This window comes from Polaromonas sp. P1_A2 (assembly GCF_056406895.1).
Window position 1 is genome coordinate 122,992 of the sequence record NZ_JBFTZI010000008.1, and the last position, 17,318, is coordinate 140,309.

The 17,318-nt window shown below is 63.9% G+C and carries 18 protein-coding genes and 1 riboswitch; of the genes, 11 read left to right on the top strand and 7 right to left on the bottom strand.

Annotated features, from left to right (window positions below):
- Window positions 1-3: 3 nt before the first annotated feature.
- Window positions 4-543: a hypothetical protein gene (locus AC1D09_RS23025; RefSeq protein WP_477663898.1), complete on the bottom strand. Its 540-nt coding sequence runs from the start codon at window positions 541-543 to the stop codon at window positions 4-6.
- A gap of 212 nt (window positions 544-755) precedes the next feature.
- Between AC1D09_RS23025 and AC1D09_RS23030 the strand changes: the two genes are divergently transcribed.
- From AC1D09_RS23030 to cynS, 3 genes are all read left to right on the top strand, one after another.
- Window positions 756-1,343 carry a hypothetical protein gene (locus AC1D09_RS23030; protein ID WP_477663899.1) on the top strand — a complete coding sequence of 196 codons (588 nt, stop codon included), beginning with the start codon at window positions 756-758 and terminating at the stop codon, window positions 1,341-1,343.
- A gap of 50 nt (window positions 1,344-1,393) precedes the next feature.
- On the top strand, window positions 1,394-3,190 hold the full coding sequence (locus AC1D09_RS23035) for a heparinase II/III domain-containing protein (RefSeq protein ID WP_477663900.1): 1,797 nt from the start codon (window positions 1,394-1,396) through the stop codon (window positions 3,188-3,190).
- Between the two features lie 150 nt (window positions 3,191-3,340).
- Entirely contained in the window at window positions 3,341-3,784 is a 444-nt protein-coding gene (gene cynS, locus AC1D09_RS23040; RefSeq protein ID WP_477663901.1) for a cyanase, read from the top strand.
- Between the two features lie 5 nt (window positions 3,785-3,789).
- On the opposite strand, the gene AC1D09_RS23045 is transcribed toward cynS, so the two are convergent.
- The 4 genes from AC1D09_RS23045 to AC1D09_RS23060 all read right to left on the bottom strand — a co-directional run bounded on the left by AC1D09_RS23045 (window position 3,790) and on the right by AC1D09_RS23060 (window position 6,156).
- On the bottom strand, window positions 3,790-4,749 hold the full coding sequence (locus AC1D09_RS23045; protein ID WP_477663902.1) for an alpha/beta hydrolase family protein: 960 nt from the start codon (window positions 4,747-4,749) through the stop codon (window positions 3,790-3,792).
- A gap of 43 nt (window positions 4,750-4,792) precedes the next feature.
- The gene (locus AC1D09_RS23050) at window positions 4,793-5,173 is read right to left on the bottom strand and encodes a DUF1801 domain-containing protein (protein ID WP_477701246.1); all 381 of its coding nucleotides are present in this window, start codon (window positions 5,171-5,173) and stop codon (window positions 4,793-4,795) included.
- Window positions 5,174-5,223: 50 nt separating this feature from the next.
- Window positions 5,224-5,565, bottom strand: a complete 342-nt coding sequence (locus tag AC1D09_RS23055; RefSeq protein ID WP_477663904.1) for a hypothetical protein — start codon at window positions 5,563-5,565, stop codon at window positions 5,224-5,226.
- A 132-nt stretch (window positions 5,566-5,697) separates the two neighbouring features.
- Window positions 5,698-6,156 (bottom strand): hypothetical protein, encoded by a 459-nt coding sequence (locus AC1D09_RS23060; protein WP_477663905.1) that lies wholly within the window; start codon window positions 6,154-6,156, stop codon window positions 5,698-5,700.
- A 149-nt stretch (window positions 6,157-6,305) separates the two neighbouring features.
- Between AC1D09_RS23060 and AC1D09_RS23065 the strand changes: the two genes are divergently transcribed.
- The 8 genes from AC1D09_RS23065 to phnD all read left to right on the top strand — a co-directional run bounded on the left by AC1D09_RS23065 (window position 6,306) and on the right by phnD (window position 13,048).
- Complete coding sequence (locus tag AC1D09_RS23065; RefSeq protein ID WP_477663906.1) at window positions 6,306-7,538, top strand: CaiB/BaiF CoA transferase family protein; 1,233 nt, start codon at window positions 6,306-6,308, stop codon at window positions 7,536-7,538.
- A 30-nt stretch (window positions 7,539-7,568) separates the two neighbouring features.
- Window positions 7,569-8,303 (top strand): alpha/beta fold hydrolase, encoded by a 735-nt coding sequence (locus AC1D09_RS23070; protein ID WP_477663907.1) that lies wholly within the window; start codon window positions 7,569-7,571, stop codon window positions 8,301-8,303.
- Window positions 8,300-8,782, top strand: a complete 483-nt coding sequence (locus AC1D09_RS23075) for a thioredoxin domain-containing protein (RefSeq protein ID WP_477701247.1) — start codon at window positions 8,300-8,302, stop codon at window positions 8,780-8,782. Before AC1D09_RS23070 ends, AC1D09_RS23075 begins: the two co-directional genes overlap by 4 nt.
- A gap of 22 nt (window positions 8,783-8,804) precedes the next feature.
- Window positions 8,805-9,338 (top strand): GrpB family protein, encoded by a 534-nt coding sequence (locus AC1D09_RS23080; RefSeq protein ID WP_477663909.1) that lies wholly within the window; start codon window positions 8,805-8,807, stop codon window positions 9,336-9,338.
- A gap of 194 nt (window positions 9,339-9,532) precedes the next feature.
- Window positions 9,533-9,642, top strand: a riboswitch (glycine riboswitch).
- Window positions 9,643-9,750: 108 nt separating this feature from the next.
- A complete protein-coding gene (locus AC1D09_RS23085; protein ID WP_477663910.1) occupies window positions 9,751-11,064 on the top strand; it encodes a D-amino acid dehydrogenase in 1,314 nt (437 codons plus the stop codon).
- A 70-nt stretch (window positions 11,065-11,134) separates the two neighbouring features.
- On the top strand, window positions 11,135-11,344 hold the full coding sequence (locus AC1D09_RS23090; protein WP_477663911.1) for a DUF1737 domain-containing protein: 210 nt from the start codon (window positions 11,135-11,137) through the stop codon (window positions 11,342-11,344).
- A gap of 14 nt (window positions 11,345-11,358) precedes the next feature.
- Window positions 11,359-11,874, top strand: a complete 516-nt coding sequence (locus tag AC1D09_RS23095; protein WP_477663922.1) for a DinB family protein — start codon at window positions 11,359-11,361, stop codon at window positions 11,872-11,874.
- A 214-nt stretch (window positions 11,875-12,088) separates the two neighbouring features.
- Window positions 12,089-13,048 carry a phosphate/phosphite/phosphonate ABC transporter substrate-binding protein gene (gene phnD / locus AC1D09_RS23100; RefSeq protein WP_477663912.1) on the top strand — a complete coding sequence of 320 codons (960 nt, stop codon included), beginning with the start codon at window positions 12,089-12,091 and terminating at the stop codon, window positions 13,046-13,048.
- 226 nt (window positions 13,049-13,274) lie between these two features.
- Here the strand turns inward: phnD and AC1D09_RS23105 are convergent, their stop codons facing one another.
- Window positions 13,275-16,106, bottom strand: coding sequence for a DAHL domain-containing protein (locus tag AC1D09_RS23105; RefSeq protein ID WP_477663913.1), 2,832 nt, complete (start codon window positions 16,104-16,106; stop codon window positions 13,275-13,277).
- Entirely contained in the window at window positions 16,103-17,146 is a 1,044-nt protein-coding gene (locus AC1D09_RS23110; RefSeq protein WP_477663914.1) for a cytochrome-c peroxidase, read from the bottom strand. The genes AC1D09_RS23105 and AC1D09_RS23110 overlap by 4 nt, the downstream gene beginning before the upstream one ends.
- Window positions 17,147-17,318 lie beyond the last annotated feature (172 nt).

Below are 17,318 nucleotides of genomic sequence, written 5' to 3' on the forward strand. Positions count from 1 at the left end.
GAATCATTCGAATTTAAGGCTGGAGAAAAAGGTCTCGGCCACCTCGGGCGCAATGCGGTCGGCATAGAGCACGACCTGGAAGACTTGCGCGCCCTGGGCGAAATAAGCGGCCTGCCCCTCGACCACCGCGCCGTCGGGGCGACGCCCCTGGGCCTTGACCAGTACGCCAGCGCTGCCGGAAACCTTGAGCGGCGCCAGCTGCGCGGGCCCGGCCTTCATGTTCGCCAGCGTCAGGCTTTGCCATTGCGCCAGCACGGGTGCGGCCTGGGCCGCATCGCCCAGCTGCGCCACCGCCACGGCAAAGGTCGCGCCGCCGGCATCACAGCCCAGCATGGACAGCGGCGTTGCCGGACCGCCCAGGGGCACGGTTTTTTGCGCCTTGTCGGGCTTGCAGGGCAGCAACAGCGCCAGGCGCGTGCCCTCGGGCCGCACTTCGCGCCAGTTCAGGGTGGGGCTGCAGGCTGTGAGCATGGCCACGGCCGTCAAAAGGGCGGCGACCGGCCGCGGCAAGGGGCGCATAGCGGCCCCGGAAATCATAAGCATGCCTTGGACTTTACAGGGATTCCCGCCTGGAGGCGACGTTTTGCACCGCTTTGGCGCGCGAGAAGCATCCGGCCTTGCACCAAGCTGGGCTCGTTGCTTGCTCATGGTTGATGTGCGCGGCACCTGTATTGAAAAAGCTCAGGACTTTGCGCGCAAGGATGCGGGCCCGCAATCATGGCCGCCCGAACAGGGCCCGGGCTTGATAAGCTCGGATGATGTATTTCAAAACACCCCTGTTCATAGCCGTGATGCTGATATGTGCTGCAAGCCCTGCCTGGGCGTTGGAGCTGCAGAGCCAGAATTTCAGCGACGATGAAATTTTCTCGGCTGTCGTCAACCGGTTCAAGAAGCCGCTTCAACACCGGTTCAACCCTGCCGCTACGGGTGAACGAAAACCTTTGCTGGTGCTGGGCCCCGCACTGAAATTTGGCAAAAAAATCCAGTCCCAATCATTTACCCACCTGACGCAGGAAGAGCTGGTTGCGGAACAACAGGCTGTTTTTATATTGATAGAAAATTCGGGTCGGGATGCTGAGGGGAGCACACTCTATGTGAAGTACGACATACCGAGCAATGCGTCTTATGGCGTGCTGAAGGTTTATCCCAAAGACGGCGTCCTGGTGGCTGAGACGCATGACAGCTATCGATCATCCTCGGGTGCCAGATTCACCTATGGCAAGTTGTACAAAGGTGTGGCTTGCCGGGACAACACGGAAATGGCGTACCGCTGGAACTACTACGAACGCAATGGCTCAAGCGGGCGTTGCCTTGACACGATGTTTACTGAATTTACGGACTAGCGAGCCTCAGGACAGCTTGCGAAGCTGACGCAAGCTGAAGGACAAAAAGGATGCTCTTCAAACGCCGTGAGTTTCTTGCTGCGATGTTTCCAGTCGCCTCCCAGTTGACGGGGTGCGCAAGCATGCAGGCGACGACGACCGAATCGTCCCCGACAGTTCAGCTTCACCCACCACTGCTTGCCAGCGAAAGCGATTGGTCTTCCCTGCCTGACCGATGCAAAGCGGACCCTGATCTTGACCGCTTCACCGCGGCACTGCTGGCACGCGCCCGCAGTGACATCGCCCTGCCTTCGCTGGAGCACAAACCCGCAGACGGCCGCCCGCTCAGTGTCTCGCGCGAGTTTATTCGCCGAAGCCTGCAGTGGGCTTTCGCTTACCGGGTGACGAGGGAGCGGGTTTTCCTGGACCGCGCCCGGCAGGAAATGCTCGCCATCGCCGCATTCAGTGACTGGCCGGAGCATTATCTGGAGCTCGCCGAGATCACCACGGGCATGGCCATTTCCTACAGCTGGCTTTTGAATGACCTGCCGGCCGGCGACCGTGCCGCCCTGCGCGCCGCGATGGTCGACAAGAGCATTGCCCAGGCGCGCCACGGCAACAGAGCTTTCAGGTCCACCAACAACTGGAACCAGGTTTGCATTGGCGGCATGGTCCTCGGCGCGCTGGCCGTGGAGGACGATGAACCCGCACTTGCGGCCGATCTGCTCGCGGCGGCGCGCCAGGGCGTCTTTATCGGGCTGAATGCCTACCGCCCGGATGGGGTCTACCCGGAGGGGCCGACCTACTGGAGCTACGGAACCAGCTTTACGGTGCTGCTGGCCGCCGCACTGCGTGGCCGCAAAGGCGGCGACTGGGGCTTGCTGGATGCGCCTGGCTTCAGGCGCAGTGCCGAGTTCTATACACACGCCATCGGCCCGTCCGGGAAGCACTTCGATTTTGCCGACAGCGTCGAGAGCCAGGAATTGCCATGCGCCATCGTCTACCTGGCCCGTGAACTGGACCAGCCCGCGCTGTTGACAGCCACGCGCGAGATGATCCGCCAGCAGCAGGGCCTGTCCGACCGCTTCGCGCCTCTCTCCGTGTTGTGGTGGCCCACCAAAACGGGCGGAAATGCCCTGCCCACCAGCTTCTCGGGCCAGGGGGCGCAGCCGCTCGCCATCTGGCGCTCATCATGGTCCGACCCCAACGCGTGGTGGTTCGCCATCAAGGCGGGCGGAGCGGCGCACAGCCATGCGCATATGGATGCCGGCAGTTTTGTGCTCGAACTGGATGGCCTGCGCTGGGCCAAAGACCTCGGCATGCAGGACTACGGCAGCCTGGAATCACGCGGCATAGACCTGTGGAACATGAAGGCGGATTCAACACGCTGGCAGGTCTTCAGGCTTTCTGCCGAAGCGCACAACACGCTGACGCTGGACGGCCAGGCGCACAGTGTCCGCGGCATGGCCACGCTGCGCATGCTTGCCGAGCGCGAGGCCTTGATAGACCTGACCCCCGCGCTGTTGCCCGGCCAGGTCACGCAGGCCAGCCGCCGTGCCCGTTTCCTGGATGACGGGGTGCAACTTGACGACGAGCTTCTCGGCACCCGCCCCGGCAGCACCATCCGGTGGGCGATGGCCACCGAGGCTGAGGTCAGGCTGGAGGGCCGCACCGCCTTTCTGGCGCAAAAGGGCAAACACCTGACCGTGCAGTTTGAAGGCAACGCCATCCAGCTGGACGTGCTCGACATTTCCGCGCCCCGCCAGGACTTCGACCAGCCGAATCCCAACGTTCGCCAGCTGGTGGTGTCCGGAAAACCCGGGGCAGACGGCAGCTGGAAGCTCAGCGCCCGCTTTTCGCGGGGCTAAACACCGTGGATTGGTTCCCGAAGGGCACCCGCCTCAGCCCGGTGCGCAGCTTGAGGGCTTTTTGCACCGCCTTGGCGCACTTGAGACGCAACGGCCGCCACAAGGCGGGGCACGGTGTTTGCTACGGCTTCCCCAACATAGGAGCCAACCATGAACCGCAACGACATCACCGAAAAAATCATCACCGCCAAAGTCAGCAAAGGCATCACCTGGGAGTCCGTCGCCAAAAAAGTCGGCCTCAGCAAGGAATGGACAACCGCCGGCTGCCTGGGCCAGATGACCTTTGACGAAAAACAGGCCAAGGTGATAGGCAAGATATTCGGCCTCACGGCCGAAGAGCAAAAGTGGCTGCAGGTCGTGCCCTACAAGGGCTCGCTGCCCACGCCCGTGCCGACTGACCCGCTGATCTACCGCTGGTATGAAATCGTGAGCGTCTACGGCACGACGATCAAGGAACTGATCCACGAGGAATTCGGCGACGGCATCATGAGCGCGATTGATTTCAGCATGGACATCGTGCGGCAACCCGACCCAAAAGGCGATCGCGTCAATGTGGTGTTGTCGGGGAAGTTTTTGCCGTACAAGACGTATTGATCTTGTTAACGCGGCCGGTGTGCAGAGAGAAAACGCACCAGGGCCCCGCTCAAGCCGGGCGCAATCGGCAAGGCCGGGTCGCCGTAAGAGGCGATCTGCCGCGCCGGGTCCAAAGGGACCTGCTTGAGCACATGGTTCATGCCCGGGATGATGCGCAGCTCGGCATCCGGCTTCGCCGCGCCCAGCGCCATGGCTTGCGCGACGGAAACCTGGATATCAGTGTCGCCCTGCAGGATCAGGCACGGTACGCGGAGTTTCTTGATCTCCGACGCGGGGATGCGCTTGAACCAGGAGATCAAATACGGCTGGACGCTGGGCCGGTACAAAGCGGCCAAGGCTGCGGGGACATCGCCCACCGCCTCGCCCCTCTCCAGCGAGGACAGGATGGCCTCGTTGCGCTCGGCCAGGTCCGCAGGCAGCTGGGGTGCCAGCTGTTGCCGCAGGATGGAGGCTGCGCCCTGGGCCGCCCCGGCGATAGAAACAAATGCGCTGACGGCCCGCCCTTGCGCGGCCAGCATGCCTATCAGGGAGCCCTCGCTGTGGCCCACCACCGCAACGCCTGAAAACCGCGCATCGTTGGCCAGCAGATCTATCCACGCGGCCGCGTCTTCCACAAAATTGTCCAAACGCAGGTCGGCCTCGCGGCCCGCCGCCGCGGCACTCGCACCCACGCCGCGCTTGTCATAACGGACCGAGGCAAAGCCCGCATCGGCCAGGGACTGGGCCAGCATCTTGAGGCTGTCATTTTTCCCCTGAACACCCGCGCTATTGCCGTCACGGTCGGTGGAGCCCGACCCTGAAATGATCAGCACAATCGGGATCTTTTTGTCGCTGCTCACCGGCAGCATCAGCGAACCTGCGATCCGGCCGTGGGCGGTGTCCAGGGAAATGGGCTGCTCGGTAGCCGCCGCTACTGAAACTTGCACAGCCAATGCGGCAAGGGCGCCGGCGATGAGTTTTTTCATGGCTTGATGCTGAGGTTGGAGCCTGGCGCGACAGCTTGCACCGCTAGAGCTTGGTCGGATCGCCAAGCGCCTTGTTGAGCCGAACCGCCTCCTTGGCGAGGCGGCGCGACAAGGCGGCGTTGACTTTGTCACCCTCGTGAAACTCTCTGGTCGCCATTTCATACTTGCCACCGGGTTTGAGCAGGGGGTCCATTTCGCGAAGGCGTTGACCTCGCCAGAAGCCGAACAGCACGCGGCTTTCTTCAGCGCGGACGAGCAGCACAGGCCCGTTAGACAGATAAACCAGGTGGCCCCACTTGATGACTTCGTCCAGCGCGGCGCCGCCCAGAACGGCCGCTCTCAGCTGTTCGACCGTGGTGCGCTGCCAACCGGATAGGGCGGCGACATAAGCGTCAGGGTTTGGAGCGGGAATGGTTTTTCTCATCATGCCAAGTGTTGTGCCTCTTAAGACGACGCACCAGTACGGCCTAGGCGTCAGTGCTGGTTTGGTTTCGTGACGGTCCACATTGAGAGCAGGTCCGGATTTTCCACCTCTTCACCTGTGCTGTGCAGCGTATAGATCCCGGGATTCGCCCATGAGATGGCATCAAGCGTTGGCGGCATGACCCAAGACTCACCTTGGCGCTTACCCAAGAGAGAAATGCATATTCCTTTTGTATCGGCAGATTCCACCACGCCGTGCATCTGAAGACGCTCCAGTTCTTTTCCTGAGTGATCCAGATAAGTAACACCTACCAAGATGTACCGCCCCACATACGTGTCTGCGACCTCTTGATCGAAGTCAGGTGGCGCACTATCACCAGTCCATTTGTACATATTTTTAGTCCCGCATTTGATGACGGACAGGGCGATGACATAAGCGTGAGGGCTTGCAGCGGGAGCGTTTTTTCATCATGGCAAATGTCGGCGCCGTGCGTTGCCCAGGTTTCGGATTGGCGGAGCCCGAACTTAGGGAGCCCTCTTTGCGAACGGAAGATGAGCGAGATACACGATTGGCGCAAGCAGGAGTGCTGACATGACGATGATCAGCGCCAGTAGCTTCGTGCGCAAATGCACCTGAGGCTGAATGAGCCCGCTTTGGGCAGCTACCTGGAATATCTTGGCACGGGCCTCGAGGGTCCCGCAGGACAGGACCTGCTCACCCTTGCGAAACGTCGAAAGTTCTGCGCCTGTCCTGGCGTCACGCCATATGATGATTTTGAAGAACAGCTCAGGGTGTATGCCCAACAATGCCTTTTCAAGAACTGGAGCTGGTCGCAGCAAAAGCTGTGGACAGGGCTCCGAAGTTGAAGCGGCGAAAGACGGTCCACTGGCAAGCAGCCGCACGGTCAGACCGACGAGAACCGCCCCCCAAAGAACGGAAATAACGATCCAGGTGCGCACCCAGGCTGGTTGGTTTTTCTTCATTGCAATTTTCCGGGCAGTTGCCGCTCAATCTGCGGTGCAAAATGGCGCCGCATGTTCAGTTTAAACATTTCATGCATCGAAACCGCCATTGCCACTCGCATTCGGGCAGGGGTGAGGACCGACGGCCCTCATAGAGGCAAAATGCCCCCATGAACTCTTTAGACGGCATCCGCATCCTAGACCTCTCCCGCGTACTCGCGGGCCCCTGGTGCACCCAGACTTTGGCCGACCTTGGGGCCGATGTGATCAAGATCGAGCGGCCGGGCACGGGCGACGACACGCGGACCTGGGGGCCGCCCTTCTTGAAAGACGCGCAAGGCGCGGACACCGAGGCCGCTTACTACCTGGGCACCAACCGCAACAAGCGCTCGATGACCTGCGACATTGCCCAGCCCGCGGGCCAGGCGCTGGTGCGGGAGCTGGCCGCGCATTGCGACGTGTTTGTCGAGAACTTCAAGGTCGGCGACATGGCGCGCTACGGGCTGGATTACGCCTCGCTGAAGGCCATCAACCCGCGCATCGTGTACTGCTCGGTCACCGGGTTTGGGCAGAACGGGCCATATGCCGAGCGCGCGGGGTATGACTATGCGATCCAGGGCATGGGCGGGCTCATGAGTGTGACGGGCGAGCGCGACGACCTGGGCGGCGGGCCGCAAAAAGTGGGCGTGGCGGTGGCCGATTTGATGACGGGCATGTATGCGACGGTGGCCATCCTGGCCGCGCTGCGCCATGCCGAAAAAACCGGCGAGGGCCAGCAGGTGGACATGGCACTGCTGGACACGCAGGTGGCCATGCTGGCCAACCTGGGCGCCAACTATCTGGTCAGCGGCAAGGCGCCGGGCCGGGCCGGCAATGCGCACCAGAACATCGTGCCCTACCAGGTGTTTGAGGTGGCGCCCGCGGCCGACGGAAGCAAGGACCACTTGATCCTGGCCGTGGGCAATGACTCGCAGTATGCGAAGTTCTGCGCGGTGGCCAATATCCCTGAACTCGCGACCAACCCGCTGTTTGCCACCAACCGCAACCGGGTACAGAATCGGGCCAAGCTGGTGCCCATCCTGGAGGCCGTGATGAAGACGCGCGGCAAGGCCGACTGGCTGGCGGCGCTGGAGGCCGCGAAAGTGCCCTGCGGCGCGATCAACAACCTGGCCGAGGTGTTTGCCGACCCGCAGATCGCGGCACGCGGCATGGTGACCGAATGGCAGCATCCGGTGAAGCAGGACTTGAAGCTGGTCTCCAGCCCCATTCGCCTGAGCGCGACGCCGGTGCGCACCGATTTGCCGCCGCCGCTGCTGGGCCAGCACACAGATGAGGTGCTGCGCGAGCTGCTGAACTATTCCGAGGCGAAACTGTCCGAACTAAAGGGCGGCAAGACAATTTGAGGCGGAAAACCCCAAGCAGGAGGTGATGCAATGAAACACAATTTTGTTCTGGTGCATGGCGCATGGCATGGCGGCTGGTGCTGGCGGCGTGTGGCGCAGGTCTTGCAGCTGGACCACCACAAGGCTTTTGCGGTGACGTTGACGGGCCTGGGCGAGCGGGCCCACCTGCTGTCGCCCGCGATCAACCTCGATACCCACATCAACGACGTGATCAACCTCATCGAGGCCGAGGAGCTGCACGAGGTCACGCTGGCCGTGCATTCTTACGCCGGCATGATAGGCACGGCGGTGGCGGATCGCTTGGGCGAACGGCTCAAGCACCTGGTGTATGTGGATGCGGTGGTCCCGCAGCCGGGCGAAAGCTGGAGCAGCACCCACGATGCGGCCACGCAGCAAAAGCGCATGGTGGCGGCGCAGGCCTCGCCCTGCTTCAGCTTTCCGCCGCCCGACCCCGAGGTGTACGGCCTGGCGGGCGCCGACCACGACTGGGTGCAGCGCCGGCAGACGCCGCACCCGGGCAACACCTACCAGGCGCCGCTGGATTTTGATGTGCAGCGCGTGGCGGCCGTGCCGCGCACTTTTGTGAGCTGCACCGCGCCGGCGCTGGCGACCATCACACCCAGCCGGCTGCGTGCGCGCGACCCGCAATTCTGGGGCGGCGCCTGGCTGCCGAATTCACGGGTGCTGGACCTGGCCACCGGCCATGACCCCATGGTCACCGAGCCCGCGGCGCTGGCGCGCATCCTGCTGGAGTGCGCCGAATGAAGACGGTGGGCCGCCGCGGCTTCACGGCCGCGCTGGCGGGCAGCCTGGCCTGGCCGCTGCAGGCCCAGGCCAAGGACAGCGCCCTGCCCGTGCCGGCTTCGCTGCCCGAGGCGGCCGGGCTGGCCGCCTCGGGCAGCGAGCCGCTGGTGCTGCTGGTCACCCTGCCCGGCTGCCCATATTGCGAGCTGGTGCGGCGCAACTACCTGCTGCCGGCGCGCCAGGAAAACGGCCTTCAGGCCTGGCAGCTCAATGTGACCGACAACCGCACGCCGCTGGCGGGTTTTGACGGCAAGCCCACGACGGCGGCCGCCTGGACCAAGGCCGCCAAGGCGACATTCACGCCCACGGTGCTGTTCCTGGGCCCGCAGGGGCAGGCACTGGCCGAGCCGCTGGTGGGCGCGGCGATTCCGGATTTTTACGGCGCCTACCTGGACGAGCGCCTGGTGCTGGCGCGCCGGGCCGTGGTGGCGCTGCGCTGAAGGCGCTAAAGCGGTGAAGGCCATGACGGACGCCGAGTCGCTGCAGGCCGCCATCCACGAGGAGGTGGCGCTGCGGGCCTACGACCCGCACTGGCCCGCGATGTTTGAGGACGAGCGAACGCGGCTGCTGGCGCTGTTTCCCGGCGACTTCATGGCGATTGAGCACATGGGCAGCACGGCGGTGCCGGGGCTGGCGGCCAAGCCGGTGATAGACATCCTGGGCGGTGTGGCCTCCATGGCGGCGGCCAGGGCGCTGGTGGCGCCGCTGTGCGCGCAGGGTTATACGGCTTCGGCCGAATTCAACGCGACGCTGGTCGACCGCCAGTGGCTGATGCGCTGGGCCGACGGCCACCGCACCCACCACCTGCACCTGGTGGTGCACGGCGGCCCGGTGTGGGCGCAGCGCCTGCAATTTCGGGATGCGCTGCGCGCCGATGCCGCGCTGGCCTGGCACTATGCGGCGCTCAAGGCCGAGCTGGCGGCCAAATACCCGGCCGACCGCGAGGCCTATACCGAGGCCAAGGCGGCCTTTGTGCGGTCGGTATGCGAAGGCTGAAGCCCCCGTCTGCACCCTGGCTACTATTAAGCCGCCAAATCACCCCGCTGGACCTGTACTAATGCCCCCTGGGCCCTTGGCGAACAGGGCTTAGGTGGTAAATTCAAGCCGTTCAAGCAGGAGAGCGCTGCCGCAAGGCAGCCACCGAAGGCGCAAACTTCCATAATCGCTCAGGTCCCGTACTGCCCGGAAACACACAGCCGTCTGGAGAGACGCCGCATGCAAGGTGCGGCGCACCGAAGGAGCAAAGCCCCAAGCGCAAGCCGCGGCTGAATCTCTCAGGTAACAAGGACAGTGGAAGCGGCCGCAAGCACCTGATGGCTTGGCGGTTGCCATGATTCTTTTTTTGATTCAAGCACCCCCAGGCCATGGCGCTTGCGCAACTGCCATTTCTGCTTGAGAAGGAATCACCATGAAAGTCATGGTTTTGGGTGCGGGTGTCACGGGGGTCACGACGGCCTGGTATCTGGCGCAGCGCGGACACGAAGTCACGGTCATCGAACGGCGCGGCGCGGCCGCGATGGAAACCAGTTTTGCCAACGGCGGGCAGATTTCCGTCAGCCATGCGGAGCCCTGGGCCAACCCGGGCGCGCCGCTCAAGGTGCTGCAGTGGCTGGCGCGCGAGGACGCGCCGCTGTTGTTCCGGCTGCGCGCCGATGTGAACCAGTGGCTGTGGGGCCTGGAGTTTCTGCGCAACTGCACGCCGGCGCGCACCGCGCAAAACATCCGCCAGATCGTGAACCTGGGCATGTACAGCCGCGGCGCGCTGCAAAAACTGAGGGCCGAACTGGGCCTGCAGTACGACGCGAAGACCCAGGGCATTTTGCATTTCTACACCAGCCAGGCCGAATATGACGCCGCGCAGGAGCCGGCGCGCATCATGCGTGAGCACGGCTGCGAGCTGGACATGAAAACCGCCGAAGAGTGTGTGGCCATAGAACCCGCGCTGGCGCAGTGCCGCGCCAGCATCGTGGGCGGCAGCATGACGCCCAGCGACGAGTCGGGCGATGCCCAGGCCTTTACCACCGCGCTGGCCGCGCGCTGCGAGCAGGCGGGCGTGAAGTTTCTCTACAACACCACCATCCTCGATGTGCAGGCCAGCGGCGGGCAACTGGACGGCGTGCAGGTCGCCCGAGGCAGCGGCGAAGCTGGCGGGCGTGTGGAGACCCTGAAGGCCGACGCCTATGTGATGTGCCTGGGCGCCTTCAGCGCGCCCTGGGCTAAAAAACTGGGGCAAAGCCTGCGCATCTACCCGGCCAAGGGTTATTCGGTGACGCTGCCGGTGATCAACGAGGCGGCCTCTTACCAGGTGAGCCTGACCGACGACGAGTACAAGCTGGTGTTCTCGCGCCTGGGCAATCGCCTGCGCATCGCGGGCACGGCGGAGCTCAACGGCTACAACACCGAGCTGAACCTGGTGCGCTGCCAGGCCATCGTCCGCCGCGTGAAGCAGCTCTTCCCGGAGATGACAGACGGTGAAGGTGCGCAGTTCTGGACCGGCCTGCGCCCGGCCACGCCCAGCAACGTGCCTTACATCGGCAAAAGCAAAACGTCCAATCTGTTCCTCAACACGGGCCACGGCACGCTGGGCTGGACGCATGCCTGCGGCTCGGGCGCGGCGATTGCCGACATCGTGAGCGGGCGCGTGCCGGAAGTGGATTTTGCGTTTACCGGCATGCCGGCGCGGGGGCACGGCATGCTATTGCCGGGCATGGCGAAAGCCTGAGGGCGGGCGCCTGTGCAGCATGGGGGCGAACACGGTAATATCGCCCTCCGTTCACCAGCCCCATGCCGCCATGACATCAGCCACGAACATGCCGCCCGACGGCCTTCCCATCTACCGACTGCTGACCGGCCCGGATGACGCGAGTTTTTGCCACCGGGTCAGCGAAGCGCTCGCGCTCGGTTACACGCTTTACGGCTCGCCGGCGGCGACCTTTAACGGCGAGCGTGTCATCGTGGCGCAGGCGCTGCTCTGGCCTTCGGCGCACAGGAGCGCTCAATGAGCGTTCCCGCGCCGCTGAACCCGGCAACCCTGCAGGCCATGGCGGATTTCCCGCGCCAGCTGGAGCTGTTTTACGCGGCCATTCCTGAAAGCCACCGCAACTGGACACCTTCGTCCTGGGACGGCATCCCCAGCGAGACCTTCTCGGCGCTGGGCCAGGTCTGCCATGTGCGGGACATAGAGATCGATGGCTACCATGTGCGCATACAGCGCACGCTGGCGGAGACAAACCCGCTGCTGGCATCGCTGGACGGGTATGCGCTGGAGCGCGAACGCGGCTACGCAACAGCCGACGCGCGGGAAGCCCTGGCGGCTTTTCGCGCGGCGCGCGCCAAGACCCTGGAGCTTCTCGCGAGCGTCACGCCAGAGGCGCTGGAGCGCACGGCGGAATTCGAAGGCTATGGCGCGCTGACCTTGCGCAGCCTGGTGCACTACCTGTGCAGCCACGACCAGCAGCACCTGGCCGGACTGCAGTGGCTGCTCGGCAAGATCGATGCGTCGCGCGCCACGACCGCCGGCCGCGATTTGTAACGCCGACTTATCAGAAAAGGCGCTTGGCGCGCTACCTTGGCGCCCTCTTCTTTCGACAAAAAAACCACGGATCACCCCGGGGTATTCCCGCTGCTTGTCGCTTTTGCGTCCGCCTTTTTGTAAGTAAAAGTTGGTTTGGCCGCACACTGGGTGCACGGCCCTGCGGCCGTGCTTGCCGTGGGATGCGGTTCATCAATGACTAGGGGCGATCAACATGATGGTTTTATTGCGTAATGTGGCGGTGCTGTCGGGTGCGGCGCTGGCTCTGGCTTCTGCCGTGGCACAAACCGAAACCCCGCCCTCGAAAAAAACCAAGGCCACGGCCGCGCCGGCAGTTGAAAAATTCACCGGCCCACGCGAAAAAATGGTGGTGGCCATGCCCAAGACCTACGGCAAGACCGAGACCATGGCCTTGTGGGGCGACTACTTCAGCCACCTGTCGCGCTGCGCCAATGTGGAGCTGCAAAATGCCCAGGGCGATTCCCTGGAGCGCACCAGCAACGTCGACATCCTGGGCGAAAAAGAGCTGATCGAGGCTCTTTCGACCGGCAAGGCCCAGATCGGGCAGGTGAACCCGGGGCTGGCCGCGCAAATGGTGACGGCCGGGCAGGCGCCGCCCTTCGCGGTGCCGGGCAACAAAGCCACGGGCCAGCGCAACTCCTACAAACTGATCCTGATCACGCGCATCGACAGCCCCTACCGGGAACCCAAGGACCTGGTCGGCAAGAAGATCGCCCACACCACGCCGACCTCCAACTCGGGCAACCTGGCGCCGCGCGCGCTGTTCCCGGCCCTGGGCCTTACGCCGGACAAGGACTACGAGGTGGTGTTCTCCAACGGCCACGAGCGCTCGGTGACGGGCGTGATGCACGGCTTCTTTCCGGCCGCGGCCGTGGCCAGCGATTTGTACCAGCGCATGGTCGTCAAGGGCGACGTCAAGGGATCGAGCATACGCACGATCTGGGAGAGCCCACCCTTCATGACGGAAACCTGGACCATGAACAAGGACGTGTCGCCCGAGCTGCAGGCCAGGGTCAAGAAATGCTCGTTCAACTACAGCTTCTCGCCCACGCTGAAGAAGCAGCTGCCCGGCAACGACACCTTCCTGCCCATCAACTTCGACCGCGACTTCGCGACGGTGATGCAGGTCTACCGCTCAAGCCAGAAGAAGTAACACCCCCGTCCAGGCTCACTGCGTGTAGCCTGTTCCCCCCTCAAGGGGGCGGCGCCTGCGGTCTGGCAAAGCCAGTCCCGCGGCCCCTGCTGGGTTGAAGATTCAGGGTGTATTCAATGGGCACAGTTCACCAGTGGGGGCCGAGGGTCCGGCTTCGCCGGCCCCAGGCGCCGCCCCCTGGAAGGGGGGAAGGCGCTACACGAAGTGAGCGTCCGACGGGGGTGGGCTAAACACTCAACGGCGGATGCACCGTCCCCCACAGGCTTTCGTCGAGCACGCGCTGCAGGGTGCGCAGCAGCTGGTCGTTGGAGGTGTGGGCCTTCACCAGCACGGCCTCCACGCGGTCGCTGTCCAGGGCCACCGCGTCGCTCGCGGAGAACACGACCACTGGCGGCGCCGGGTTCAGGTCCTCTATGGTGTCCAGCAATTCCCAGCCCGAGCCGTCCTTGAGCGTGAGGTCCAGCAGCACCAGGTCGTAGTGGTGTTTGCCCAGCTGTTCGCGCGCTTCGCGCAGGCTGGCGGCGAACTCGAAGGTGGCGAAGTCCTGGGCGATGGTGGCGGCGATGCGCTGGATGTCCAGGTCGTCCTCGACATGCAGGATGCGCGGCCTGCCTTCGGCCATGTTGGCGATGGCGCGTTGCAGGCTGAGGATCAGCTTGTTTTCGTCGATGGGCTTTTCCAGCCAGGTCGACACCGCCAGCGGCTGGTTGTTGAATTCGAGCTCGCCGGCTTCGGCGTTGGCCGACACCACGACGATGGGCAGCTCGCGCGTGCGCTCTTCCAGGCGTAGCTTGCGGATCAGGCTGATGCCGTCCAGGTCCGGCAGGCCCAGGTCGACGGTCATGGCGGCGTAGGGCCGTTTCACCACCTGCTCCATGGCCTGCGCGGCGCGGTAGACCATGTCTGAATCGAACCCGCCCTTGTCGAGCATCAGCTTGATCAGGTGGGCGATGTCGGGGTCGTCCTCGCAGACCAGGATCAAGGGCCTGGGCGGTGAGCCGGCCTTGGTTTTGCTTTCATCGACGCTGGCCTCTTCCACCGGCCGCGCCACTGCTTCGGGCAGTTCGAAATAAAACACCGTTCCCACGCCGGTCTGCGAGGTGAAGCCCACGCTGCCGCCCATGCGCTCCACGATGGCGCGCGAGATGTTCAGGCCCAGGCCGGTGCCGCCTTTTTGCCGGGTGTCGGAGGTGTCGGCCTGCGAGAACTTCTGGAAGATGCGCTTGCGGAATTCCTCGGGGATGCCGGGGCCGCTGTCGGCGACCTCGACCCGGACCCGCCTGTTGCTGCACAGCAGCCTGATATAGACAAAGGAATCCGCCGGTGAGAACTTCACGGCGTTGGAGATCAGGTTGGTGGCGGCCTGGGTCAGCCGGTCGCTGTCGACACTGACCATGACCCCTTCGGCCTGGACATCCAGCGCCAGCTTGACCTTGTGCTGCTCCGCGAAGCCTTCATTGGCCACCAGGACCTGGGCCAGCAGCGGCGCCAGTTCCGTGACCTGCATGTCAAAGCGCATCTTGCCGGATTCGATTTTTTCGCTGTCGAGGATGTCGTTGATCAGCCGGATGAGCCGCTCGCAGTTGCTGGTGGCGATGCCGACCAGATTTTTGGCCATGGGCGGCAGCTCCCCGGCGACGCCGCCGACGATCAGGCCCAGCGAACCGCGTATGGAGGTCAGCGGCGTGCGCAGCTCGTGGCTGACGGTGGAGACGAACTCGCTCTTCATGCGGTCGACGCGCTTGAGCGCGGTCACGTCGGTGCCCAGCGAGTAAAAGCCCAGCACCTTGCCCTCATCCTCGCCCTCGCCATAGCGCGGGAAGTACTGCATGACGTAGTCGTGCAGCTGACCGTCGGCGGCTTCCTGGGTGCGGTCGTACTCCGCCGCGTAGCCCGCCAGGGCTTCCTGGATCTTGCCGCGCTCTTTCTCGTAGAGCTCGTGCCCCATCATCTGCCGCATGGTCTTGCCGTGGATCTGCTCGCGCTTCAAGCCAAAGCGTTCTTCATACGCCAGGTTGTGAAACTGGAAACGCTGGTCGGCGTCGATATAGGCAATCAGGGCCGGCACCGTGTCCGTGATCAGGTGCAGCTGGGTTTCGCTGGCATGCAGCGCGAGGGTGCGCTCCCGCACGCGCTGCTCCAGGGTTTCATTGGCGCCCTGGAGCTCCTCGTTGACGCGCCGTATGGTCGAGTGGCTGCGCAGGAGGTCGACCGCGGCGTACAGCAGCAGCGCCACCAGCACCGCCGAGAAGATCAGCAGGTAGCGGCCGTAGCGCTCGCCCTCCACACCGGCCTGCTGCTGCTCGACCGTCAGGGCGTCGTTGGCGTCATCAAGCAGCTTTCCGGTGGGTGCCACGGAAATGCCGGCGAGGAGCTCATTGACGGTTTTCTGCTCGCGCAAAATGGCCTGGACATGCGCACGAAAGATATCCAGCCTGTCGCGTATGCCCGGCGGTGCAAGGTGCAGCGTGCCATCCAGCCGGCCCAGCTCGTCGTGTATTTCGGCGCCCTTCTCACCGGTCGGGCTCTGGCTGTACAGCATGCTTGCGAGCAGCAGCCTGCTCACGCCGGCCGAAATCAGCTGGAACGCCGGCTGCGCGGCGCCGCGGCCGGTTCCGAGCGACTGCTGGACGTCCTCCGCCGCGGTGGGGAGAAAGGCCAGCGAGTTGCGCAGCACCGAGTTGTGCGACTTGAACTGCTCGATCAGCTGGGCCTTGTCCTGGATGGCCCGTTGCAGCGCCGCGAGCTTGTCCGCCCGCCCGGGCGCATCGTGGTGATGCTCGTCCGTTTCCGACTGCAGTTGTTCCATGAGCCGGGCCATCTCGCCCTGGTTGTCGGCCAGCGCGTCGTAGTGCGTGGTGATGCCTATCCTGGACTTGAGCACGTCCAGTTCCCATTGCGCGTCGAGCTGCTTGAGGTGGCGCAGCACGGCGATATCCTCAAAGTAATGCGACTCGTCGAAGCTCTGGGTCTTGGCGAACAGAAACACCAGGATGGACAGCAGCACGGCGGTAACCGCCGCCATGGGCGCCCAGGCCAGTCGATTCGTTTTTTTCACGGTTTGGGATCCAGTTCACCGGTGAGTGTGTTGAGGAAGCGGATGATGGCCTCCTTGTCTTCCTTGGAAGCGACGCGGCCGAGCTGGTAACGGAACATGATGTCGACGGCCTCGTCCAGGGTTTTTGCCGAGGCGTCGTGGAAGTAAGGTGCGGTCAGCGCGATATTGCGCAGGCTGGGAACCTTGAAGACGTGCTTGTCGCTTTCCACCTTGGTGACCAGGTAGCGGCCCAGGTCGGCTTCCGTCGGGTTGCCGCGTTTGGCGAAGTAGTCGCCCATGACGCCGAACTTCTGGAACATATTGCCGCCGACATTCACGCCCTGGTGGCAGGCGACGCAGCCATACTGCTTGAACTTGGCGTAGCCGGCTTTCTCCGCGGCCGTGATCGCGTTGGCGTCGCCGCGCAGGTATTTGTCAAAACGCGAGTTGGGCGTGATCAAGGTGCGCTCGAAAGTGGCGATCGCATTCTGGATGTTGGCCTTGGTGACGCCGTCCTTGTAGGAGGCGGCGAACGCGGCCTTGTACTTGGGGTCCTGCGAGACCTTCTGGACCACCTCCGCCCATTGCGAGCCCATCTCGACCGGGTTCTGCATGACGTGGTCGGCTTGCGACTCGAGCGATTCGGCGCGGCCGTTCCAGAATTGCTTGAAGTTGAGCGCGGCATTGAGCACGGTCGGGGCATTGACGCTGGTGAGGCCGCCGTGAAGGCCGACCGAGCGGTCGCGCCCGTCGCCGCCGCCCTTGCTGATGTCGTGGCAGCTGGCGCACGAGATGCGGCCGTTGCCGGACAGGCGGGTGTCGCGAAACAGCTGGCGCCCGATGTCCGCGCGGGCCGGGTCCTGTTTAAGCGTCAGGGGAACCGGTTGTATTGGTTCGTCGAGCAGGGGCGCGGCGATAGCGGTGGGAGCCGTCCACGCAGCCGCAGCCGCTAGAAGCAGTGCCGCAAGACGCGCTACGGCCAGGTGTGCACCGGCCTTCGCAGGCCGTATGCAGTGCCTGCTTCCGCGGACGTACGCCAACACCGACTTTGTTATTTGCACGGCTGCTGTCCTCCTGATCGTTAACTGCAACCAGTCTCAATCAGAGCACGTTTATCCGCCGTGCCGCAAGGGCATTTCCCGTGTGGGCACATTTACCAACACTATGTAAGGAAATGCTTCGCCTCCTCCAAATAGAGGAGAGCCGGAATCGCCGATCCGCTCAGTCTTTCGT

Coding starts and splice junctions, on each gene's coding strand:
- AC1D09_RS23045 (WP_477663902.1), bottom strand. CDS start 4,749: ATGAAAAAACTCATCGCCGGCGCCCTTGCCGCATTGGCTGTGCAAGTT.
- AC1D09_RS23055 (WP_477663904.1), bottom strand. CDS start 5,565: ATGTACAAATGGACTGGTGATAGTGCGCCACCTGACTTCGATCAAGAG.
- AC1D09_RS23085 (WP_477663910.1), top strand. CDS start 9,751: ATGAAAGTCATGGTTTTGGGTGCGGGTGTCACGGGGGTCACGACGGCC.
- phnD (WP_477663912.1), top strand. CDS start 12,089: ATGATGGTTTTATTGCGTAATGTGGCGGTGCTGTCGGGTGCGGCGCTG.
- cynS (WP_477663901.1), top strand. CDS start 3,341: ATGAACCGCAACGACATCACCGAAAAAATCATCACCGCCAAAGTCAGC.
- AC1D09_RS23060 (WP_477663905.1), bottom strand. CDS start 6,156: ATGAAGAAAAACCAACCAGCCTGGGTGCGCACCTGGATCGTTATTTCC.
- AC1D09_RS23065 (WP_477663906.1), top strand. CDS start 6,306: ATGAACTCTTTAGACGGCATCCGCATCCTAGACCTCTCCCGCGTACTC.
- AC1D09_RS23050 (WP_477701246.1), bottom strand. CDS start 5,173: ATGAGAAAAACCATTCCCGCTCCAAACCCTGACGCTTATGTCGCCGCC.
- AC1D09_RS23030 (WP_477663899.1), top strand. CDS start 756: ATGATGTATTTCAAAACACCCCTGTTCATAGCCGTGATGCTGATATGT.
- AC1D09_RS23070 (WP_477663907.1), top strand. CDS start 7,569: ATGAAACACAATTTTGTTCTGGTGCATGGCGCATGGCATGGCGGCTGG.
- AC1D09_RS23075 (WP_477701247.1), top strand. CDS start 8,300: ATGAAGACGGTGGGCCGCCGCGGCTTCACGGCCGCGCTGGCGGGCAGC.
- AC1D09_RS23090 (WP_477663911.1), top strand. CDS start 11,135: ATGACATCAGCCACGAACATGCCGCCCGACGGCCTTCCCATCTACCGA.
- AC1D09_RS23025 (WP_477663898.1), bottom strand. CDS start 543: ATGCTTATGATTTCCGGGGCCGCTATGCGCCCCTTGCCGCGGCCGGTC.
- AC1D09_RS23080 (WP_477663909.1), top strand. CDS start 8,805: ATGACGGACGCCGAGTCGCTGCAGGCCGCCATCCACGAGGAGGTGGCG.
- AC1D09_RS23035 (WP_477663900.1), top strand. CDS start 1,394: ATGCTCTTCAAACGCCGTGAGTTTCTTGCTGCGATGTTTCCAGTCGCC.